The following is a 21749-nucleotide window of genomic DNA, read 5'->3' on the forward strand; positions in this document are numbered from 1 at the left end:
ACCTCACAGAATCGCGGCGGCCTTGGTCAGGAACCAGATGATGATCACCACCAACAGAGCACCGATACCGACCACCGCACCCAAGTCTTTCCAGGTCTTGCGTTGGTTCTGTACGTCGGCATAGACAGTCAGGGAATGCCAAGCCACACCGAGAAAAGCGAGCAGGGCGATCAGTAGACCAAGCAGGATGCCGCCGTCGTAGGCGTAGTTTTTGATCGTCTCGATCAAGCCGGATCCTTCGCCACGGGAGGGTGCTTCCATGGTCGGTAATTCGGCAAAAGCCAAGCTTGGACCGAGCACCAGTAGCAGACCGATCAAGCGCTGGCTCGCACGATCACGCAGGTTGTTTTTAAGGGGGACTAGGCACTTGAGCATGACGGCGATCTCCTGGATTAGGACAGGGTGAAGAACATCAGAACGAGTAGGGCGAGCAGCACGCGAGCGGCGCTGCCACCGAAGGCACCGAAGCGCACGCTACCGGCTGCCCACCCTCGGTAAGCCGTCCACATCACCCAGGTACACCAGAGCAAGGTCAGTACGAGGACCAGGGAAAGCCACAAAGTTGAACTGCTCTGCGCCGAAAAGCCGGAGGCGTTTTGGAAGGCAGCGGTCTGGGCGTCGGTCATGCTCATGGCGAGGGCTCCGCGGACGGAGTGTCGAGGCTGTAATCGCCTAACAGTTCACTGGGATCGCGGGGTTGAGCGCGGGAGGGGGACAGGTAGCTCTGCACACCGTGACGGATACGTTGGATGTCTTGGAGCAATTGGGGGTAGTCGAAGCGATAGCGTTCGTTTGATTCAGGGGTACTGGCTAACTCGGCTCGCGTCGTAAGGCGTTCGATAGTGTCGAGTTGCTGTTGGACCAGGCTTAGCTGTACTTGCTCATCAGCCGATGCGGCATAGCTACTGCCATGGACGATAGCTAGCGAAAGTAGCAACGAGCAGCGAAAGGCGGAAGTCGGCATGATGCTGGCCCATAGTGATATGGAGTCAGAATCAAGTTAAAGGGTGGGGATAGCAGTAAGAAAAGCGAGACGTGAGGAATCGCTTTTCTTCGGTCAGTTCACTGCAGGAGTTGAAAATTGTTGTTATCTGGCATTGTGTTTTTGGGCAACCTCTATTCGTGCTCAGTTGAATTGAACCAGATAAATACGGGTTGACGATGATGCTCAGGTGTTCCTCAAATGAGAGTTTGTCGGAGCGATGAGCATAAAGAAGGAGCCGAAACCCGGCGTTTACGCCGGGTTTCATTGCCTTACAGAATGTTCAGCGGGTAGCTGACGATCACCCGATGCTCGTCGCTATCGCGTTGTGTCGACACTTCAGTGCGCAATGACGCATGGCGCAGTGCAATGCTCAGGTCCTTCAGCGGCCCTTGCTGAATGACATAGCTCACCGTCAGGTTGCGTTCCCACTCGCTTTTGTCGCCTGTCGGGGTACGGATGTTCGAACCGCTTTCGTACATGCCTAGGAAACTCAAACCCGGAACCCCGACCCTGGCGAAATCATAACCGTAGCGAACCTGCCAAGTGGTTTCCCCGGCGCGCTGGAACTTGCCGATCATCGACTCCGTCATGAAATAGGCGGTGGAACCGTCACCCTGATTCAACCAGACCGCATCGCTGTCGCCGCTGACTTGTTGCAGGCCGGCGGCGAAGGTGTGGCCGTTCACCAGGTAAGTGAATTGCGCGCTGTCCAGGCGACTGTCGACCTTGCCCTTGGTGACGCCGTTGCCGTAGTAACCGAAGGTGTAGAACGCGGGGTCATGGCCGTTGGCGCCATCAGAGCGGTTGTCGAAGTGACGCAAATCGGTACGCAGGGTGCCCGGGCCGACCTGCATATCGTATTTGAGCCCGAGGAAGTTCTGTTTGTAGAAGTCCTGCAGGTTGCCGTAGTAGTACTGCAATGTCAGGTCTTTGGTCGCTTTGTAATCCACGCCGCCGTAGTAGAACTTGTTCACGAACTCGCCGGTCTGCGCGTTGTTCGCGCCGGGAATCGACATGCCCATCTGGTTGCTCGAACCGCGACCTTTGACATGCTCCAACTGGCCGAGGGTGAAGGTGAAATTCTCCAGGTCCTTGGACTGAATCTGCCCGCCATTGAAAGTCTGTTGCAGCATGCGGTCGGTGGACATCACCACCGGCAACATCGGCACCAGCGTGCCGTATTTCAGTTCGGTGTTGGAGAACTTCGCCTTGGCGGTCAGGCCCAGGCTGCCGAACTCATCCACGGCACGCCCATCACTGTCGGTCGGGAAGATGTTGCCGTTGAAGGCCTTGCTTTCAGGGTTGTAGTGCCGACCTTTGCCGGAGTCCAGCCGCACCCCGAACATGCCGATGGCATCCACGCCGAAACCGACGGTGCCTTGAGTAAAACCGGACTGAAAGTTGGCGATGAAACCCTGGCCCCACTCCTGGGTGTAGTTGGGGGCGGCCGCACCGCTGCGGTTGTCGGCATTACTGAAAAAGTTGCGGGCCAGCACGCTGAGCTTGCTGTCTTCTACCAGGCCTGCGGCGTAACCCTGTTGAGCGATGATCAAGCCGCAAATGCCGGCCATTACTTTAGGTGCGCGATTGAAAAGCTCCATCGGAGTCATCCCCATGAGTTGTTGAGTGTTGTGAGAGGCAGTCAAAAGCGGCAGTAAGGTTTTTATTGTTTTTCAGGAGCAACGGTGGCCGGCAAGACGTTCAGTCTTACGGGCGGCAAGCGGTACAGGATGAACAGCGCCAACACGCCGAGCCCGGCGCACAGCAGCAGGCCGACGCCCACCGACTGGGCCAGGGCATCGCGGGCCAGGTTCAGCCATTGCGGGTGTTCGAGCTGGGCGGCATCGGGACGCAGAAGTACCTGCGGGTCTGCGTACAAGGCCAATCCGTCCATGTGCGCTTGGGCGATAAAAAGTCGTTGCAGGTTGGCGCTGTACAGCAGGTTGACCAACACACCCATTCCGGCTGTTCCCAGCAAGCCACCGACCAGGCGCAGCGATTGGGTCAGCGCGGTAGCGATGCCGAGGAACTGGCGATCGGCGAGGGTCTGGGTGAAGACCGTCAGGTTCAGCAGGATGAAGCCCAGGCCAAGCCCCGCCAGCAGGATCAAGCCGAGTAGCGCATTAAACGAAGCACTGCGTCCGGCGATGGCCAGCCCGAGGCATGCCAGCAGTAGCGCGACAAAACCACCCAGCGGCAACAGGTTTGGATTGCGCAAACGGGTGACGATGCGGCTGTTGACGATGGCGCCCAGGGTGATGCTCAGGGCCAGTGGCGTAATCAGCAGGCCGGCATCCTGCGGCGAGTAGCCGTAGCTGCCTTGCAGTAACAGCGGCAGATAGAACAACAACGAAAACATGATCGCCCCGGCGGCCACCGACAGCAGAAACAACAGGCGCATGCTCGGTAATCCGAGTAACGCCGCCGGCAGCAGCGCGTGCTGGCAGCGTCGTTCCCAGTGCCATAGGGCAAGGGTCGCCGCGATGCAGCTCAGTCCCAGCGCCGCGCTCAGTATCAGACTGGAATGGCCCAACCATTCAACGAACAATTGCAAGCTACCCAGCACCAAGGCGATCAGTAATGCGCCCGGCCAGTCGAGGCTAATTTTTGCCCGTTGCTGCGGGTGGTAATAAGGCAGGTAGCGCCAGGCAAAAAACAACGCCAGGCAGCCCAGCGGCAGATTGATGTAGAACACCGAGCGCCAACCATAGGCCCCCGTCAAATAGCCGCCCAACCCAGGTCCAATGGCGTTGACCACGCTGAACAGGGCACTGAGCAACATCTGCCAGCGCAGGCGTTGGCGGGTGTCGGGAAACAGTTCCGGGATGCAGGCGAACGCCGTGCCGATCAACATACCGCCGCCGACGCCCTGCAAGGTGCGGCCGATCACCAGCCACAGCATGTCGTTGGCCACGGCGCAGGCCAGCGAAGCCAGGGTGAAGATCAATGTGGCGGCGATCACGAAGGGCTTGCGCCCGTAGTAGTCGCCCAGTCGGCCGAAGATCGGGATGGTGACAATCGACGCCAGCATGTACCCCGTGGCCACCCAGGCGTAGAGCTCAAAACCCTTTAGCTCGGCGACGATGCTCGGCAAGGCGTTGCCGATCACTGTCTGATCAAGCGCCGAAAGCATCAGCACCAGCGAGATGCCGAGCATTGCCAGCAGAGCCTGCTTGAAGCTCAGGGGAGAGTGGGGGGCCGCGGTCATTATCGGTCCTCAGCCCAGCGCCGCAACGGCAGCGGCAATCCGCGAACAACCTTCGTCGAGGGTCTTGATGTCGGTGGCGATCGACATCCGGAAGAACGGCGCCAATCCATACGCGGTCCCGGCTACCACGGCCACACCCTGGTTTTCCAGCAGGTACATGACCACGTCGTAATCGGTGTCCAGGCGCTTGCCATGAGTGGTCGATTTGCCCAACAAGCCCGAGCAGTTCACATAGAGATAGAACGCCCCATCGGGTTTGCGGCAACTCAAGCCATCGATGGCATTGAGCAAGTCCAGGCAGCGATCCCGACGTTGCTGGTAAACCGCCACGCTGTCCTTGACGAAAGTCTGGTCACCGTTGAGCGCTTCGACCGCTGCGGCCTGGCTGACCGAGCAGGCATTGCTGGTTGATTGGGATTGCAGGGTCGCCATCGCCCCGATCAAATCGGTTGGGCCGGCGGCATAACCGATTCGCCAGCCGGTCATGGCGTAAGTCTTGGACACCCCGTTGACCACCACGGTGCGCGCGGTCAGCGCCGGTTCGATGGCTAGGATGTGCGGGTTGTCCAGGCCTTCATAGCGGATGTGTTCGTAGATGTCGTCAGTCATCAGCAATACGTGCGGATGGTCGAGCAGCACATCGGCCAGGGCGCGCAGTTCGGCAGCGCTGTAGCTGGCGCCGGTCGGGTTGCTGGGGGAATTGAGCAGCAGCCAGCGAGTGCGTTTGGTGATCGCGCCGCGCAGCTGATCCGGGGTCAGCTTGAAAGCGTTTTCTTCCGGGCAGGCGAGGGTGACGGGTTCCCCTTCACAAGCCAGCACCATGTCGGGGTACGACACCCAGTACGGCGCCGGAATCAGGACTTCATCGCCCGCGCCGAGCGTGGCAGCGAAGGCATTGAAAATCGCACTCTTCGCGCCGCTGGTGACCAGGATCTGATTCGCACCATAAGTCAGGCTATTTTCCCGTGCCAGCTTGTCGATAATCGCCTGACGTAATTCCGGGGTGCCGGCATTTTGCGTGTAACGCGTCTCGCCACGTTCGATGGCGGCGTTGGCCGCTTGCCGAATGTGCACCGGGGTATCGAAGTCCGGCTCGCCGACGACCAGATTGATGATGGATTTGCCCTGCCGGCGAAGTTCGTTCGCACGGTCGGAAGCGGCGCTGCTTGGGGACGGCTTGATGCGTTGCACACGGGCGGCGATGCGGGAGGCGGTCACGTGTCGTTCCTCGTTGATGACGTTGACGAGGTCCTACAGTACGAGCCGCTAACCAGGCAGCCATAAGATGAGATCGTTCTGGTCGGATAGGAATCGCTTATGGCTGGAACTGAACAGTCATCGCACCAAGACGGTGCGTTCAGCCCTGTGTGCCCGTGGCGGGTGTCGATCAACGTAACTACGATCCAGCCATAGCAAAGGCTTATGGTTGAGCCTTGGCATTAACCACGCGCGCGAGGTTTCGGGCTGGCCTGGCTCTTGCTAAAGCCTGAGGGCTGTCTCCCTTTTTCGAGCAAGAGCACCGCCAACGTGAATCTGCGCCGTTTGAAGTATTTCGTGAAACTCGTCGATATCGGCAGCATGACCCAGGCCGCCGATGTGCTGCATGTCGCGCAACCGGCACTCAGTCAGCAACTGGCCACGCTGGAAGCTGAGTTGCAACAGCAGTTACTGATTCGGACCAAACGCGGCGTCACCCCGACTGAGGCTGGGAAGGTGCTCTACGGTCATGCGCAGATCATTTTGCGCCAGTGTGAGCAGGCTCAGAGCGACATCAATGCCACGGGGCATGCCTTGTCCGGGCAGGTGTCGGTCGGCTTGGCGCCGGGCACCGCCGCATCGACGCTGTCCTTGCCGCTGTTGCGCAGGGTGCGCGAGCGTCATCCGGGTATTTTGCTGTACCTCAATGAAAACTTCGGCACCACATTGAGCGAGTTGATCATGAACGGCCGGATGGACATGGCGGTGCTGTATGGAGGGCGCGAAGTGCATGGCTTGAGCTTCGTTTCGCTGCTGCGAGAGAACCTGTACCTGGTGAGTGCCGACCCTTCAGTCAGTGCGCTCGACGAGATCCCCCTGGCTGAACTCGCCGACATGGACATGCTCCTGCCGCGCCCCTACAACGTCATGCGGCGGCTGGCGGATGAAGCCTTCCAGCGCATTGGCATGAGCGCGCGGGTGGTGGCGGAAATCGAATCGTCGATCACCCTGACCGCCGCCGTCGCCGAGCACTTTGGCTCGACGATCCTGCCCGAATCCTCGGCGCGGGTGATGGTCGCCGGCACTTCGGTGCACATGTGCCGAATTGTCGAGCCCGAAATCGAGGCGCCCCTGGCACTGTGTCTGTCCGGTCACCTGCCGTTGTCGGTGCCGGCTCAAGCGGTCAAGGCGATCCTGCTGGAACTGGTCGCGGAGATGCGCGGCAGCTTGATCTGAACGGTCATAAGGACGGCTTATCACCCCAAAGCCAAAGCGTCTTGGTAGCCGTTGGACGGGGTCGCTACATTGACCCTATCCACTCAGACACGCTCGACAGGCAGGGGCCCACGCATGGATTCAGAACGCATCAAGGGGTTGATCGATTTGCTCGCCGAATCCGATCTGCTCGAACTGAGTCTGACCGAAGGCGACAGTACGATTCGCCTTTTCAAGCAGGCCGGGAAGGTCGTGACGACCGAGTCGATGGCTGAGCCTTCGCCGACACCGACCGCGGATTTGCCCACGTCAGGCACCCCGGCGATGGCCGCTACCGAGATAAAGGCCAGCCTGTATGGCGTCCTGCATCTGACGCCCGCCGCAGGGGAAGCACCGTTTGTTGCTGTCGGCGATCAGGTCGAAGCAGGGCAAACCCTGGCGGTCCTCGAGGCGATGAAAATGTTCCACCCGGTCAAGGCCAAAATCGCCGGTCAGGTCACCGCGATCCTTGCCCAGAGTGGCGCCGAAGTCGAAGCCGGACAGTCGCTGTTCCGTCTCGGCTGATCCAAAGCCCATCCTCTTTCAGGTGAATTCAATGTTCGACAAAGTGCTGATCGCCAACCGTGGCGAAATCGCCCTGCGCATTCAGCGTGCCTGCCGCGGCCTTGGGATACAAACCGTGGTCGTGCACTCCGAGGCCGATCGCCACGCACAGTATGTGCAAAACGCCGATCAGGCCCTGTGCATCGGGCCGGCGTCACCCAGCCAGAGTTACTTGAACCAGGCAGCGCTGCTGTTCGCGGCCAAGGTCAGTGGCGCGCAAGCGATTCATCCGGGTTACGGTTTTCTGTCGGAGAACGCCGGGTTTGCTGAACGTATCGAAAATGCGGGGCTGACCTTCATCGGGCCGAGCGCGGCCTGTATTCGCACCATGGGCGACAAGGTCGCGGCCAAACGGGCGATGCGCGAAGCCGGCGTGCCCTGCGTGCCAGGGCCGGATTCGGTAATGCCGACTGACGATGCCAGCATCCAGGCGATTGCCCGTGAAATCGGTTACCCGGTGATCGTCAAAGCCGCCGGCGGCGGTGGTGGTCGTGGCATGCGCGTGGTGAAGGAAGAGAGCGAATTGCTCGACGCCATCGCCCTGACCCGTGAAGAAGCGCGGTTGGCTTTCGGCAATCCGGAACTCTACATCGAGAAGTTTCTCGGCCATCCACGGCATGTCGAAATCCAGGTGTTATGCGATGCCCATGGCCACGCGATCTGGCTGGGTTGCCGCGATTGCTCGTTGCAGCGTCGGCACCAGAAAGTCCTCGAGGAAGCGCCGGCGCCGGGCATTGATCCGGAACTGATCGCCAAGGTCGGTGAACGCTGTGCCGCCGCGTGCCGGCAGATCGGCTATCGCGGCGTCGGCACCTTCGAATTTTTGTACGAGGACGGTGAGTTTTTCTTCATCGAAATGAACACCCGCCTGCAAGTCGAACACCCGGTGACGGAGATGACCACCGGCATCGATATCGTCCAACAGCAATTGCGCATGGCCCGCGGCGAAGTGCTGGAGCTGCGTCAGCAGGACGTGCAGCTCAATGGCCACTCGCTGGAATGCCGGATCAACGCCGAAGACCCGATCACCTTTATGCCGACGCCGGGGCTGATTCAACGCTGGGAAGTCCCCGGTGGTTTTGGTGTGCGGGTCGATTCCCACGTCACCACCGGTTACCGAGTGCCGCCTTACTACGACTCAATGGTGGCCAAGGTCATCACCCACGGCGCGACGCGCGATGAGGCGATGGCGCGGATGCGCCTCGCCCTGAGTGAGCTGGTCGTGGAAGGCATCTCGACCAATATCCCCTTGCACCGCGACATTCTCGAAGACCCGGCGTTCTGTGCCGGTGGCGTGGACATTCATCACCTGGAGCGCTGGCTGCAACAACGGAGTCCGACATGAACACAGCATCTGTTTCGCCGCGTCCGCACATCAGCTTGCTGGGGTCCACGGCTTTGTTATTCGAAGCGCCGGGCGAGCTCGATCTGGCACCGCAACAACGCATTTGGAGCCTGGCCTTGCAGGCCGGGGAGTGGGCCGAGATCCACGAAGCGGTCCCGGGCATGAACAACCTGATGCTGACGTTCATCAAGCCGCCGCGTGACCTCAATGGGTTGTGCGAGCGATTGCTGGAAGCGTGGGAGGTCAGTCAGCCATTGCCACTGGAAGGTCGGATTGTTGAATTGCCGGTGGTCTACGGCGGCGAGTTCGGCCCGCACATCAATGATGTGGTGGCGCACACCGGGCTGGACATCGAGACCATCGCCAACCTGCATTGCGAGCCGTTGTACCCGGTGTACGCCTTGGGCAGCCACCCGGGTTATTGCTACCTCGGTGGCATGGATTCGCGCCTGGCCACGCCACGACGCCAAGTGCCGGTGATCAGCATTGCCGCCGGCTCGGTGTCGATTGGCGGGGTGCAGACCGGCGTCTCCGCCTCGGCCGGCCCCAGCGGCTGGAACACCATCGGCCGCACTGAAATGTCTTTTTTTGACCCGACCCAAAACCCTCCGGCGATGCTCAGGCCGGGCGACATGTTGCGTTTGCGCATCGAGAGGATCATTCGATGATCGAGATTTTATCGGCCACCGCTTTGGCCACGGTGCAGGACTTCGGCCGCTTTGGCAGCCTCGGTTACGGCGTCGGGACTTCCGGCGCGATGGACCATTTGGCGCTGGCGTTGGGCAATCTGCTGCTGGGTAATCCTGAGGACGCGGCGGCGATCGAAATCCCGCTGTTTCCATTCGAAGTACGGTTTACGCAGGACTGTGCGTTCGCGTTCACCGGTGCGGCTTGCGAAGCCACCCTCGACGGTCAGCCATTGTTGCCATTCTGGGTGGCGCAGGCTCGGGAAGGCCAGGTGCTGAGCCTCGGCTATCCCACCTCCGGCAGTCGCGCCTACTTGTGTCTGGCCGGCGGTGTCGACGTGCCGCAGGTGCTCGGCTCACGCAGCACTCAGTTGCGCGGTGAGTTCGGTGGTTTGCAGGGGCGGGCCTTGCAGCAGGGCGACCGGATCTCGGCGTTGCGTCCCGGCATGAGTGCGCTGCCAACGGATTTTGGGGTCGTGTCCCCGAGTCAGGCGCTGTCGTTGCAACGCGATGGATTGCCGGCGATGCGCGTACTGCCTGCGGCTGAATACGAGTGCTTTCTGGACGAATCCCGTGCCGCGTTCTGGGCTGGCGAGTGGAAGGTCACGACCCAGAGCAACCGCTACGGCTACCGGCTCGAAGGCGCGCCGATCTTGCCCAAGGCGCCGATGGAAGTCCGTTCCCACGGCATCGTCCCCGGCGTGATTCAGGTGCCCCACGGTGGCCAGCCGATCATCCAGATGCGCGACGCGCAACCGAGTGGCGGTTATCCGAAATTCGGCACCGTGATCGAGGCCGACCTGTGGCGTCTGGGCCAGGCGCCGATTGGCAGCAAAGTGCGGTTTATCGAATGCAGCTATGCCGAAGCCGTCGCGGCCCGGGAAGACAATTCGCGCTATCTCGCGGAGGTCAGCCGCTTGGTCAACCTTCACGGGCTAGCCTCGCGCTAAGGACATTCAGACATGACAAATCAGGAAATCCGCCAGTTGGCGGTGTGGCTCAAGGAGACCCACCTGGCTGGCGCGGAAATCCGTCGTCCGGGGCTGCATTTGGTGCTCAAGCGCTGTGTCGACGAGGTCGCGGCACCGGTTCAGATCACGGCGCCAGAGGCTTTGAAGGCGCCCGATGAACAGCTGTTGAAGACCCCCGGTCTGGGCCGATTGCTGCTGACGCACCCGCAACAGAGCGAGGTGCTGGTATCGGTCGGCAGTCGGGTGGAGCCAGGGCAACTGGTCGCGTTGCTGCAAGTCGGCGATCTGCTGTTGCCGATTCGCAGCCAGAAGGCCGGACGGCTGGCGGCGGTGTTGACGGCGTGTGGCACGACGGTGGGATTTGGCGAGGCGTTCATGCGCCTGGACGCGGCATGACGAGTGAGGGCAAGTGATGAAGATTGATTTGAACGCTGATCTGGGCGAGGGCTTCGGTCCCTGGCGCATGGGTGAAGATGAAGCGTTGATGAGCCTGATCTCATCGGCCAACGTGGCGTGCGGTTTCCATGCCGGTGATCCGCTGATCATGGATAACACCGTGCGCCTGGCCAAGGCCGGCGGCATCGATCTGGGCGCCCATGTGGGCTTCCCCGATTTGATGGGTTTTGGCCGGCGACAGATGAACATCGAGCTCAAGGAACTGGCGACCTACGTGGTGTATCAGCTCGGTGCGCTGGCCGGTATGGCGGCGGTCAATGGCCATCGCATGACCCACATGAGTTTTCACGGGGCGCTGGGCAACATGGTCGCAGCCGACGCGGCGCTGGCCGAACCCTTGGTCTGTGCGGTGGCGGCGTTCGATTCGACGCTGATTATCAGCTCATCGAGCAGTCGGGCCATCGAAAACGCCGCTGACAAATGTGGGTTGCGGGTCGCCACGACGTTTCTGGCCGACCGCGCCTACGACGACGACTGCCTGCTGGTGCCGCGCAAGGTGCCGGGCTCGGTGATCAAGGAACCGGCGGCCGTGTTGCAACGGGTTCGACAGTTGCTGGAGGAGGGCACCGTGACCACTCTCAACGGCAAGCACATCGCGGTGCCGGCGCATTCGATCCTGTTGCACGGCGATACCCCTGGCGCGGTGGAGCTGGCCCGCACCATCCGTCGAGAAATCGAGCTGGCGGGCGGCTGTATCACGCCAATTTCGCAGCTGTTGGCGTAACGGTTGCACGGTCATAAGCAGGGCTTATTGCCACACAGTCATTCCGTCTTGGTCCACGGCTTCAGGGCTGGATAGAGTCGAAGTCATCGCGATCACCGAGTGATCCGCACACGTAATACGAGGACAGATCCATGCCATTTTCAGATTACAAAACCGCGCTGGTGACCGGCGCTTCTTCCGGGATTGGCGCCGCCGTCGTCGAGCGCCTGTGTCAGGAAGGCGTGCAGGTCCATGCCTTGGCTCGCAGCGCCGACAAGCTGCAAGAACTGGCGGCTAAAACCGGCTGTATCGCACATGCCATCGATGTCACCGACCTGGCCGGGTTGACCCGTCTGTTCGAAACCCAGCAGTTCGACATTCTGGTAAACAACGCCGGGGTCGATAAACCGGGTTCGATTCTCAAGGCGGACGCCGAAGGCATCGACTTGCTGATCGACGTCAACCTGCGGGCGGTCCTGCACCTGGCGCGCCTGGCGTTGCCGGGGATGGTTGAACGCGACTGCGGCCACATCATCAACATCAGTTCGATTGCTGCCGCGTACAACTTCGGCGGCAACTCCACGTACCACGCGACGAAAGCCGCCGTGAGCATGCTGTCTCGGCAATTGCGCATCGATGCCTTCGGCAAGCGGGTTCGGGTCACCGAGATCTGTCCGGGGCGCGTCGCCACCGACATTTTCGCCCACGTTCACGGCGACTCCGAAGAGACCTACAAGCGCTTCGTCGAAGGTTTCGAGCTGCCACAGGCCAAGGACATCGCCGACGCCATCGCGTTTGCCATCGCCGCGCCGATTGCGGTCAACGTCGGGCACATGGAAATCACCCCGACCCTGCAAGTGCCCGGCGGTCTTTCCACGGCTCGCCCGCAGGATTATCAGGGCTGAGATTTTCCCTGCAACGGACGCCCCCAGAAGAACGGATCAATCCGTCATGCGGTACCCACGTCATGGCTCGCCAGACGCATTTTATTTCTGCCCTAGCCCAATGCCCGTAGGGATTGACCATGAAGCATGACTTCGATTTGGCCGCGGTTCTGCAAGGCGAATATGCCGAGCTGATCGTCAAGGGCATCGAAACAACTCTGCAGCTGGCGCTGTTCGCCTGGCTGTTGGCGATGGCCCTCGCGCTGTTGCTGGTGACCGTGCGCCTGACGGGCAACAAGCTCGCCGATCGTCTGGTGGCGGGTTACGTGTCCTATCACCGCAACGTGCCGACGCTGGTGCAATTGATGCTTTGGTACTTCGGTGTGCCGACGCTGCTGAGCGAATCCACTCAGCTGTGGCTGGCGAACTACAGCACTGAATACCTGTTCTCGGTGATTGCCTTGGGTTTGTGTCAGGCGGCGTATTTTTGTGAAGACATCCGCAGTGGCCTGCGCGCCATACCGGCTGGGCAGACCGAAGCGTCCCGAGCGCTGGGGCTGGGTTATGTGCGTTCGATGCGCTACGTGATCCTGCCGCAAGGCGTGCGTAATTGCCTGCCATCGCTGATTAACCACACGGTGCTGTTGTTCAAGAACACCAGCCTGGCCATGGCCATCGGGGTGGTGGAACTGACCTACGTCACCCGCGAAGTCGAGAACTACACCTTCCGCACGTTCGAGTCCTACCTGGTCGCCACGGTGTTCTACCTGGTCTTTTCACTGCTGTTGATGGGGCTCGGCGCGCTGTTGGCGCGACGCTTCAACAAAGCGCTGGCGAGGTAGACGAGCATGTTCGATCTCTTCTCGATTGTGCAAAACAACTGGACGCTGTTTCTGATCGGCCAGTACCCGCACGGCCCGCTGGGTGGTTTGGCCAGCACCTTGATTCTGGCGGCGCTGTCGCTGTTGTTGGCATTCCCGTTTGGTTTGCTGCTGGCGCTGGCTCGGGTTTCGCCGTGGAAGGGCCTGCGTTGGGCGGCCACGGTCTGGGTGTACGTGCTGCGGGGTATTCCGCTGCTGATGGTGATTTTCTGGACCTACTTCTTGGTGCCATTGCTGATCGGCCACAACATCACCGGGTTCGTCACCATGCTCTGCACATTGGTGATCTACCAGAGCGCCTACCTGTGCGAAATCATTCGTGGCGGCATCCAGGCGTTACCGCCGGGTCAGTACGAAGCGTCCCGCGCACTCGGCCTCGGTTACCTGCGCACGACGATCTGGGTGATCTTGCCGCAAGCGCTCTACAACGCGATGCCCAGCCTGATCAGCCAGTTCATCTCGATCATCAAGGAAACCTCGCTGGGCTATGTGATCAATGTCCAGGAAGTGACCTTCGCTGCCAACCAGGTCAATAACCAGTTACTGACCAAGCCGTTTCAGGTGTTTTTTATCCTGGCGATCATCTACTACCTGCTCTGTTTTGGCCTGACCCATCTGGCCGGCTGGGTGGAGCGCCGTATCGCTCGCAAGCGTCTGGGCAACGGCGGTCCGGCCGTGGCTGCCGACCCCTTGCTGGCCATCGATAATTGAAGAGGGTTGCGTCCATGCATCCAATGATCATGTTTTCTAACATCAACAAATGGTACGGCGAGTACCACGCACTGACCGACATCACCGCCGAGGTGAAACCCGGTGAAGTGGTGGTGTTGTGCGGCCCGTCAGGGTCCGGCAAGTCGACGTTGATCCGCACGGTCAATCGCCTGGAAGACATTCAGAAAGGCCAGATCCTGTTCGACGGCCAGGACGTCCACGGCACCGATGCTCATATCAACCGACTGCGCAGCCGGGTGGGTTTTGTGTTCCAGAGTTTCAACCTGTTTCCGCACCTGTCAGTGCTGGAAAACATCACCCTGGCGCCGAGCAAAATCCGCAACCTGAAAGGTTCGGCTGCCAAACAACAGGCCATGCAATTGCTGGATCGGGTCGGCCTGGCCCACAAGGCCGGGGCCTATCCGGCGCAGTTGTCCGGCGGTCAACAGCAGCGGGTGGCAATCGCCCGGGCGCTGGCGATGGAGCCGCCAGTGATGTTGTTCGATGAACCCACCAGTGCGCTGGACCCGGAAATGGTCGGCGAAGTGCTGAGTGTGATGAAAGGCTTGGCCAAGGAGGGCATGACCATGATGTGCGTGACCCACGAGATGAACTTTGCCCGTGAAGTCGCCGACACCATCTGGTTTATGGACGCGGGTCAGATTCTGGAAAAGAGCACGCCCGAGAGCTTCTTCAATCAGCCCGCGCACCCGCGCGCGCAACGCTTTATCGCCGACCTGCGGGCTCATTGAGCCGCAGCGGTTTTGCTTGCTCTGCCATTCGACTTTCCCATCCCCGGAGTTTTTCCATGCGTATGAAGCATCTGTTAGTCACGCTGGCGTTAGGTCCTTTGGCTGTTGCGGTCGCCCAGGCCGATCAATTGAGCGACATCATGGCCAAGAAGTCATTGAGCTGCGGTGTCTACGCCGACGTGCCGCCGTTCTCGGCGCCTGATCCGAAAACCCGCGAACTGGTGGGCATGGACGTCGATTTGTGCAAGGCCCTGGCCAAGACCATGGGCGTTGAACTGGAGCTCAAGCCGCTGTCGGTGGAAGCACGGATTCCTGAGGTGAAAATGGGGCGCGTCGATGTGATCTTCGCCAACCTGGCCTACACCAAGACCCGCGCCGAACAGATCCAGTTCAGCGATCCGTACTACATCGCCAAGGAAACCCTGGTGGTGCGCGCGGTCAACGCCGATCAACCGAAAAGCTTCTTCAAGGACAAACGCATCAGCTCCACCAAAGGCTCGACGTCCGAGCAGTCGATCCGTATCGCCGGGGCCACGCCGGTAACATTCCAGGACACCGGCTCGGCCTACATGGCCTTGCAGCAAAACAAGGTCGTGGGCCTGGTGACCAACACCATGACCGCGTTGAAACTGGTCGGTCAGGCCAAGGAAAGTGGTGTCGAACTGGCACTGGCCAAGGAGCCGATGGCGCTGGAACCGATTGGCGCGGGCATGCGCCGGGATGAGCCAGCGTTTCTGGCCAAGGTCAACGAATCGCTGGCGTCGATGGAAAAAGCCGGGGAGATCGATGCGATCTGGGACCGCTGGATTGGCCCGAACACCGCCTACAAAATGGTGCGTGAGGACAAAGTGCAGAGCCTTAGCGACTTGAAGTTCGATCCCTTGCCTTGAGCGTGGTGAGTTGTTGCGCGGAAATCTTCTTGAACGATGAGTTGTCCACTTGAAAACTCAATCCCGATGAATGTCCGTTATGTGGTCTAGCTAGAAAATTTGACTAATCCCTGCGCATCGGGGAAGGCCGGAATCTGATAAGGGTTCCGGTTTTTTTATGCCCCTCCATTAGCCTTCGAGAATCTTCCTCTGATTAAGCTCAACGATTTGTGATCGGCATAGCTTTTATTCGAGCGCAGAGATAGCCAGGAAAATCCCGGATAGTTTGTAAAAAACTGCGTAGTACCGATACGTTGGAATGCCGATTAGAAGCCGTCAAAGATATTTTTTGAATGTTGCTGCGGTGATCGCCATTGTCACTCCAAGTAACACGGCGCAAGGCAAAAACACAGCCATAGGGTTAAGCGAAAAGGGGATAGATAAGTAAATGATCCAGGGCACGACTAACAGTGGCACCACTGCTCGCTTGACGCGGTGATAAACAAAGCTGCTTTCCCGTCCAGCGCCAAACTTGCGTAGGTCGCGGCGCATCAAGCCATCGACAAAACCGGTGAACGAAGCCAACAAAAATAGTGGTGTGGACAGGATCAGAACGGTTAGGCGCACCACAAAGGTAAAAGTCACAAACACCGCCGCCAGCATGAAATCCTCAATACTCACGTAGAGCTGATTGGTCCAGCTCCAGAAGCCGTTGCGCTGGCTCGGCACTCGCGACTGCTGGGCAAAATCTGCAAAGCCAGTCTTGACCAGCAGCCACTGATTGAGGACATCCAGCCACTGGACAATCGTTGGCCTAGGCTGTTGGATGAGAAGTGAAGATTTGAAGTGCTCGCCGAGCCAGCCTAACTCCTTGGTTAGCATGGCCTGACTATGTCGCCAGCCCTGATCACCCCAGAACAGCAGCAGGCCGACGAACTCGATGAGGATCGAGAACAACAACGAGGCAATCAGCAAACCGATGATGCGCAGGACCAGGCTGATCGCCGAGATGATCAGCCCTGGGCGCTGGATGGGTTGTGGCGGCGTGTTCTGGGCGGTAGTCGCCATAGTTCACTCCATTGCGTGCTGCAGAGCTGATGTGGGCACGACGCCTTCTGGATCGGTTTTTACTGAATCGAAACCTGTGGCGGGGCGGGCTACCCGACCTGATCCAGATCGAAGTTAGTTGTTGGCCCGCCACCGCTGGCAGTCCACCATTGCCCCGCCTGCGCGTTATAGGCCGCCCGCATTCGCTCGGTGAGCTCCTGCAGGTCTTTGGGCATGGCATCGTCATTGGAGGGTTTTGGCAAAGGCATACGAACTTTCCAGAGCTGCCCCCCCGCCTGGAAGGAGAACATTTGCCCCTTGGGCAAACTGACGATGTGAGCCGGTTCGATCAACGGCACGCTGGTGCTACTGATGCGGTCCTGCGAGGAGGACGTGAAGTCCGTGTTGGCCTCCGGATCGGAGGTGTCGGTGGCGCCCGAGACCAGGGTTTTGGTCAGCACGTTAACCTTGGGCAACTGCTGGGTGAGCAGTTCTGCGGTCGCAGTTTCGCGCACCCGCAGCATCTGCAGGGTGTTGAAGTTACCAATAACCTGGCCAGCTTTGGCGCGGTTGCCGATACGTGCTTCGATATCGCTGAGGGTCTGGGTGTAGGCGGTTACCTGGATACCGGCACCGCCCCCCTTATTGATCAGCGGGATGAATTCATCGCCCATCAACTCGTTGAACTCGTCGGCGTGCAGGTTGATCGGTAACTTGACACTGCTCCTGCCCGATGCGGGCAGGCCATGGTCGATGCCATGTTTGTAGATGTGCCCCGCGACCGAGACCAAATCGGCGAACATGGAGTTGCCCACAGCGGCGGCCACCTCGGCGTCGGTCAGTGCATCCAGGCCGATGTAGACGATGCCGCGTTTTCGGATGATCTGCATCCAGTCGAAGATCGGCCGCGGGTCATTCAGGTCGGTGTAGTTGGGGGCCAGCAGTTGGGCGGTCTTGCCGGTGGTGAGTTTCTCCAGCAGCGGCAGTAGCGAGGCAACGATTTTGTCGAAGTAAGTACGGTCATATCGTACCGCCGAACGCAGTCCGTCCATTACCGGATCAAATACCCGCTTCACCGCTAGGTACTGCTCGATGGCCACCACACGCTTTTCGCGCCCGATCATATGCCGGGGAATGTTCTTCTCGGTGAGCTTGCCTTCAAGCTGGACGATCACTTCCCACGCCTTCGGGTCGGTCTTGGCGAAAAACTGCTGGGCGTATTCGATAAACAGTGCGTCGATGTTGACCACATGTCGCTGGATCTGCAGGTAGTCTGGGCGCCGGCCCAACTCGATCAAAGCCCGGGCAATGATATTGACGAAGCGCCAGGCGAACTCACGAAAGGCCGCAGAATTACCTTCACCACTGAGCTGTCCGGCGATGCGCGACGCCACTTCCGAAATACGTCCGAAACGTCCCACGGCGTTGTAGCGAGCGGAGATCTCCGGCCAGCCCAGATGGAAAACATAGAACTCCTTTTCTCGACCAGCGCGTTTGGCTTCAACGTACATCCGTTTGAGCAAGTCGGCATCGCCCTTCGGATCGAAGACGATGACCACCTCATGTTCGACGCGGTGAATGTCCTGGGTGATGTACACCTCGGCAAGTCGCGTCTTGCCGACACGGGTCGTGCCGAGCACCAGGGTGTGTCCGACCCGTTCGCCCAGCGGCAGACTGACTTCCGTTTCGTCGGGCTCGACCCCATGCAACAGCGGCGAGCCACCGACCGGGGGCAAAGGGCGCAACGGATTGAAGGCACTGTCCCAGGCGGTGATACGGGCCAATGTAGAGAGCGGAAACGGTGCATGCTCCAAGCGCCGTTCGAGTCCACGGGCCAGGCGGTAACGGGTCGGTTGGTCGACATAGTGAGCGACCGCCGGATCCTGAGCCTCGACCAAGCGCTGGGTGTGCAGGCGGGTCCAGCGAAAGCCGCGACCCATGAACAGACGTTTGCGGCTGACCGGAATCTGTCGGCTGGTCAGTTCGTAGCGGGGCAGCCGACGGATATTGCGCCGATAGCGCAGCACCTCCCAGGCTTGTCGCAGCCGGATCAGGCCGAACAAGGAATAGGCCAGCGCGGCAACCAGACCGATCTCGGGTGACAGGGCCACCGCCCAGGGTGAGTACACGCACAGCACCGCGGCCGCGATGCAGATCGCTACGGTGTACAGCTCCACCGCTGGCCGGAGCTTGGATTCCATCGCATGCTCGGCCATGACCTGGACTCACTGTTCCAGTGAGGTGGCGGTGATCAAGACGGGGTAGTGCTCAATCTGCAGACGGGTGGCGATGTCGTTGCCGTTGACCGGCAAAATGGTGATGCCCGGAACGGCTGCTCGAATCCGGGCCAGGGCTTCAGTATCGGTCACTTCGACGGCGAGGCCAGCCGCGCCCATTTCCTCCAGTTCAGCCGCACGTTGACGCAGCCAAGCCAGTGATTGGGGATCCTCACCGACCAGGAAAAATGGCCGCAAGCCCGGCATGCTCAGGGAGCGAGACGTGATCTGGCCGGGGCTTAAGTGAGAGCTGCGGACGGGCAGTATCCAGGTTTCATCGGCAAACGTGGACAGGTCAGCGGGCACGGCCCGGTCAGCCTGAACTCTGTTATTTATGGGCAGGCACGTGGCTTGGAAACAGGGTTGGGTGACGTCGCCGGCCGGATCCCCGGCTTCGGTCAGTTTCGGCTGGGCGAAAGGTGCCAAGAGCAGGATGAAATAGCAGGTAAGGGGTATTCGTTTCATGGCGGTGTGCCCTGTTCGAAGGAGACCAGCAACCGCTCGAGTTGCCGGGAAAAACCGGCGCGATAACGCGCGGCCGGCGTTCCTCCTGCCGGGCGGTGATAGCGTCCGGCAGCTGACACCCAATCACCGGTGGCGGCGTGATGCTCCTGCAACAGCGTGGCGGTCACGGCGAGGTTTCGGTAGGGGTCGAGGGCTTCGCAGGGGCTGGAAAAACGTTGTCCGTGATAACCCAGGTTGGTTTGGCCGAGTCCGGCATCGACCCGCTTGGCGTCATGTCGGGCGAGGGCCTGAAGCAAGGCGTGACAGGCGGCCTGGCGAGTGGCGAAGCGGTAGGGTGTTCCGGCGATGTTCAGGGTCCACGGCCAGGGCAGCAGTCGACCACGGACGCGGATACCACTCTCCTGCAGGGCAATCGCGAACAGCACTGTAGAAGGGATGTCGGCGTCATGCGCCGCCAGTTGGTAGGCCGGAGGCGAAAGTTCGTCAGCCTGGACGGCGAGCACCGTCAGCAGGAGCGCAATACCGCTCAGTCTTGGCGCTGCCATTGTCCATTCACCTGCTGGAACGTGGCGGGCAATGGTGCCGGGGCCCCCAGACTGAACCAGCGGCCACGGTCATGGTTCAGCGTGATCTTCCGGCGTTGAACCATGACCGGATCGATGTCCGCTTGCCGAGCCCAGCTACGGACGCGTTCATCCTCGCCTTGGCTGCCCACCAGGTAGATATCGAACGCCGTGTCACTGCTTTGCAGACGCTGTGCTTCGGCGGTGCACGCTGGGCAGTGGTCCTCCACAAACAGGGCTTGGCGCGGCACGACCGATGAGCTGACGGGGGACGGGGATGTCATGCCCTGGATCGGCAGCAGCCCGGGAAACAGCTTGGCCCAGGCCGCGGTGTAAGCGTTTTGGTAGGCCAACTCGCGCTCGGCGCGTTTGGCTTCCAGCGCTACTTGTAATTCGGCATAGCGCTGGCGTTCCTGGTCGGTCTGGGCCTCGACCCCGAGTGCGGTCAACGGATCGAGGTTCGGGCTCCAGAAACCGCGCGGGCCGGCTTGGATCTGTTCGAAGCGCCTCCACTCCTGCTCAGTCAGACCCCAGATCGCAGCCTGTTCAGAGTCAGAGCGCCCCAGGGGAATGGATTGCGTGTCCTGGATCCGTGACTGTGTCGTGACGGGGGTGCCAATCGCCGCGCCCGTGGTCAGTAGCGAAACGAGACAGACGACGGCGGGCAGTAGCGCTCTGTTCATGATCGCTTCTCAAGGGAGTTGCACGGTCTGGTCTGGCTGAGCGGCCACCGCGAAGATGGCTGAGTTCGGCTCCAGCACTTTCAGGCTCCAGGCTCCGAGCTGCTCGCCGCTATGTAACAGCCGAACATCCATGAGGGAGCGACTGTCATGAGGTGCGACCGCCAGAAAGCGCTCACCACCGCGGGATTCGATACTCAACACTGAGAACGGTGGCGAGATCGGGGCGGGTTTTGGGCGAGCCGTCTTTTTCGGCTTGGTCGCGGATGAAGTCGGCGGTGGGGGTGATGGCTTGGTCTTGAGGTCCAGGAGCTGCTGCTCGACGTGCTCAAGGCGTGCGCGCAGCGCTGTCATGTCTACCTCGGTGGCACGGGCTGCCAGACCATCGCGCAGTTCCTGTATCTCTTGCGCCCATTGATCCAACATCGGATCGAGGGTATTGGCCTGTTGCTCACCGGAATCGACCATCTGCTTCAGGTCTTTCAGCGCGTACTGCAGTTTTTCCTGTGCATCCTTGAGGGCGCTTGAATCACGTTGCAGGGTGTCCAGGGTTTGTCGGTATTGCGTGTTCGTGCTCTGTAGCTCAGCCATGCGTTGATACTGGTTATACAAACCACCGCTCAGCCCGGAGACCGCTAGGAAAAGTAAGCCGATAATGAGGGTTTGAAACGTCGAGGCTTTCATGGGCGTGCCTCCGACTGAATGGGCGAGACGGGTGTGATAAGCGCGACGCCGGCATCCGTTTTCTGCTGTTCGAAGCAGACCGAACGGCTGACTTCATCGGTCGTGAGTTGCCACGCGGGGCCAGCCAGCAGTTGTAGTGCGCTGTGTAAAGGGATTGGGCCAAGCCGGTAATGGGCTGCGGGCAGGGGCCGGGTAAAGAGCACCTTTACTGACGCGGTAACGGGGCAAAGCGTATAGCCCGAGCGCAGCAGCACGTAGTGCAACGCATCCTGCACCGAAGGACTCACGCTGGACGGGATGCTCACGTCAATGATTTGGGCGAGAAGATCGCGTTGTTCCGTGGTGGGTTCGGTGCTGACCAGCGTATAACGGCCATAGCGGAGTTCTGCCGGATGGCTTCCTTCGACTGTGCTTCTCGAGCGTTGGACCCGATTGGAGCCACTGTCGATCGCTGGATGGGGCGGCAATGTATTGGGGATTTGCGCGGTGCAGGCGTTCAACAAACCCAGCAGGCAGACAGGCGTGAAAAAACGCTCCATGGAGAATACCTCATGTCAGATTCAGTGCA

At 60.2% G+C, this 21749-nt stretch carries 25 protein-coding genes; 12 read left to right on the plus strand and 13 right to left on the minus strand.

What is annotated here, in order from left to right; genetic code table 11:
• Positions 1-3: 3 nt before the first annotated feature.
• The 6 genes from AC3IUE_RS11265 to AC3IUE_RS11290 all read right to left on the minus strand — a co-directional run bounded on the left by AC3IUE_RS11265 (position 4) and on the right by AC3IUE_RS11290 (position 5411).
• Positions 4-375, minus strand: a complete 372-nt coding sequence (locus AC3IUE_RS11265; protein WP_003174125.1) for a TIGR03745 family integrating conjugative element membrane protein — start codon at positions 373-375, stop codon at positions 4-6.
• Between the two features lie 17 nt (positions 376-392).
• Positions 393-632 (minus strand): TIGR03758 family integrating conjugative element protein, encoded by a 240-nt coding sequence (locus tag AC3IUE_RS11270; RefSeq protein WP_193864050.1) that lies wholly within the window; start codon positions 630-632, stop codon positions 393-395.
• Positions 629-964, minus strand: a complete 336-nt coding sequence (locus AC3IUE_RS11275) for an integrative conjugative element protein, RAQPRD family (protein ID WP_193864049.1) — start codon at positions 962-964, stop codon at positions 629-631. The genes AC3IUE_RS11270 and AC3IUE_RS11275 overlap by 4 nt, the downstream gene beginning before the upstream one ends.
• A 290-nt stretch (positions 965-1254) precedes the next feature.
• The gene (locus AC3IUE_RS11280) at positions 1255-2586 is read right to left on the minus strand and encodes an OprD family porin (RefSeq protein WP_489267394.1); all 1332 of its coding nucleotides are present in this window, start codon (positions 2584-2586) and stop codon (positions 1255-1257) included.
• A 62-nt stretch (positions 2587-2648) separates the two neighbouring features.
• Positions 2649-4193 carry an MFS transporter gene (locus AC3IUE_RS11285; protein WP_193864047.1) on the minus strand — a complete coding sequence of 515 codons (1545 nt, stop codon included), beginning with the start codon at positions 4191-4193 and terminating at the stop codon, positions 2649-2651.
• Between the two features lie 9 nt (positions 4194-4202).
• Complete coding sequence (locus tag AC3IUE_RS11290) at positions 4203-5411, minus strand: aspartate transaminase (protein ID WP_193864046.1); 1209 nt, start codon at positions 5409-5411, stop codon at positions 4203-4205.
• Positions 5412-5720: 309 nt separating this feature from the next.
• On the opposite strand from AC3IUE_RS11290, the gene nac reads away from it, so the two are divergent.
• The 12 genes from nac to AC3IUE_RS11350 all read left to right on the plus strand — a co-directional run bounded on the left by nac (position 5721) and on the right by AC3IUE_RS11350 (position 15487).
• A complete protein-coding gene (gene nac / locus AC3IUE_RS11295) occupies positions 5721-6626 on the plus strand; it encodes a nitrogen assimilation transcriptional regulator NAC (RefSeq protein ID WP_193864045.1) in 906 nt (301 codons plus the stop codon).
• A 114-nt stretch (positions 6627-6740) separates the two neighbouring features.
• Positions 6741-7169 (plus strand): acetyl-CoA carboxylase biotin carboxyl carrier protein, encoded by a 429-nt coding sequence (locus AC3IUE_RS11300; RefSeq protein WP_193864044.1) that lies wholly within the window; start codon positions 6741-6743, stop codon positions 7167-7169.
• Between the two features lie 31 nt (positions 7170-7200).
• Complete coding sequence (gene accC / locus AC3IUE_RS11305) at positions 7201-8553, plus strand: acetyl-CoA carboxylase biotin carboxylase subunit (RefSeq protein ID WP_489267395.1); 1353 nt, start codon at positions 7201-7203, stop codon at positions 8551-8553.
• The gene (gene pxpB / locus AC3IUE_RS11310) at positions 8550-9221 is read left to right on the plus strand and encodes a 5-oxoprolinase subunit PxpB (RefSeq protein WP_193864042.1); all 672 of its coding nucleotides are present in this window, start codon (positions 8550-8552) and stop codon (positions 9219-9221) included. Before accC ends, pxpB begins: the two co-directional genes overlap by 4 nt.
• Positions 9218-10189 carry a 5-oxoprolinase subunit C family protein gene (locus tag AC3IUE_RS11315; RefSeq protein WP_193864041.1) on the plus strand — a complete coding sequence of 324 codons (972 nt, stop codon included), beginning with the start codon at positions 9218-9220 and terminating at the stop codon, positions 10187-10189. Before pxpB ends, AC3IUE_RS11315 begins: the two co-directional genes overlap by 4 nt.
• A gap of 12 nt (positions 10190-10201) precedes the next feature.
• Positions 10202-10606, plus strand: coding sequence for an acetyl-CoA carboxylase biotin carboxyl carrier protein (locus AC3IUE_RS11320; protein WP_489267396.1), 405 nt, complete (start codon positions 10202-10204; stop codon positions 10604-10606).
• A 16-nt stretch (positions 10607-10622) separates the two neighbouring features.
• On the plus strand, positions 10623-11390 hold the full coding sequence (locus AC3IUE_RS11325) for a LamB/YcsF family protein (RefSeq protein WP_193901675.1): 768 nt from the start codon (positions 10623-10625) through the stop codon (positions 11388-11390).
• A 131-nt stretch (positions 11391-11521) separates the two neighbouring features.
• Positions 11522-12274, plus strand: coding sequence for an SDR family oxidoreductase (locus tag AC3IUE_RS11330; protein ID WP_265044614.1), 753 nt, complete (start codon positions 11522-11524; stop codon positions 12272-12274).
• 119 nt (positions 12275-12393) lie between these two features.
• Positions 12394-13095, plus strand: a complete 702-nt coding sequence (locus tag AC3IUE_RS11335) for an amino acid ABC transporter permease (RefSeq protein WP_193864040.1) — start codon at positions 12394-12396, stop codon at positions 13093-13095.
• Between the two features lie 6 nt (positions 13096-13101).
• Positions 13102-13845 (plus strand): amino acid ABC transporter permease, encoded by a 744-nt coding sequence (locus AC3IUE_RS11340; protein WP_489267399.1) that lies wholly within the window; start codon positions 13102-13104, stop codon positions 13843-13845.
• A 23-nt stretch (positions 13846-13868) separates the two neighbouring features.
• A complete protein-coding gene (locus tag AC3IUE_RS11345; RefSeq protein ID WP_193901681.1) occupies positions 13869-14597 on the plus strand; it encodes an amino acid ABC transporter ATP-binding protein in 729 nt (242 codons plus the stop codon).
• 56 nt (positions 14598-14653) lie between these two features.
• Entirely contained in the window at positions 14654-15487 is an 834-nt protein-coding gene (locus tag AC3IUE_RS11350) for an ABC transporter substrate-binding protein (protein WP_223569805.1), read from the plus strand.
• A 315-nt stretch (positions 15488-15802) separates the two neighbouring features.
• Here AC3IUE_RS11350 and AC3IUE_RS11355 read toward each other — a convergent pair whose 3' ends face one another.
• The 7 genes from AC3IUE_RS11355 to pilL2 all read right to left on the minus strand — a co-directional run bounded on the left by AC3IUE_RS11355 (position 15803) and on the right by pilL2 (position 21720).
• Positions 15803-16534 (minus strand): TIGR03747 family integrating conjugative element membrane protein, encoded by a 732-nt coding sequence (locus tag AC3IUE_RS11355; protein ID WP_489267401.1) that lies wholly within the window; start codon positions 16532-16534, stop codon positions 15803-15805.
• Positions 16535-16623: 89 nt separating this feature from the next.
• Complete coding sequence (traD, locus tag AC3IUE_RS11360) at positions 16624-18729, minus strand: type IV conjugative transfer system coupling protein TraD (RefSeq protein WP_489267403.1); 2106 nt, start codon at positions 18727-18729, stop codon at positions 16624-16626.
• A gap of 9 nt (positions 18730-18738) precedes the next feature.
• Positions 18739-19254: an integrating conjugative element protein gene (locus tag AC3IUE_RS11365; RefSeq protein WP_193862402.1), complete on the minus strand. Its 516-nt coding sequence runs from the start codon at positions 19252-19254 to the stop codon at positions 18739-18741.
• Positions 19251-19799 carry a lysozyme family protein gene (locus AC3IUE_RS11370; RefSeq protein ID WP_489267405.1) on the minus strand — a complete coding sequence of 183 codons (549 nt, stop codon included), beginning with the start codon at positions 19797-19799 and terminating at the stop codon, positions 19251-19253. The genes AC3IUE_RS11365 and AC3IUE_RS11370 overlap by 4 nt, the downstream gene beginning before the upstream one ends.
• A complete protein-coding gene (locus AC3IUE_RS11375; protein ID WP_489267406.1) occupies positions 19781-20500 on the minus strand; it encodes a TIGR03759 family integrating conjugative element protein in 720 nt (239 codons plus the stop codon). The genes AC3IUE_RS11370 and AC3IUE_RS11375 overlap by 19 nt, the downstream gene beginning before the upstream one ends.
• Before the next feature lie 9 nt (positions 20501-20509).
• A complete protein-coding gene (locus tag AC3IUE_RS11380; protein ID WP_489267408.1) occupies positions 20510-21181 on the minus strand; it encodes a chemotaxis protein in 672 nt (223 codons plus the stop codon).
• A complete protein-coding gene (gene pilL2, locus AC3IUE_RS11385) occupies positions 21178-21720 on the minus strand; it encodes a PFGI-1 class ICE element type IV pilus protein PilL2 (RefSeq protein WP_489267410.1) in 543 nt (180 codons plus the stop codon). Before pilL2 ends, AC3IUE_RS11380 begins: the two co-directional genes overlap by 4 nt.
• Positions 21721-21749: the final 29 nt, after the last annotated feature.

This window comes from Pseudomonas sp. GL_093 (assembly GCF_057837605.1).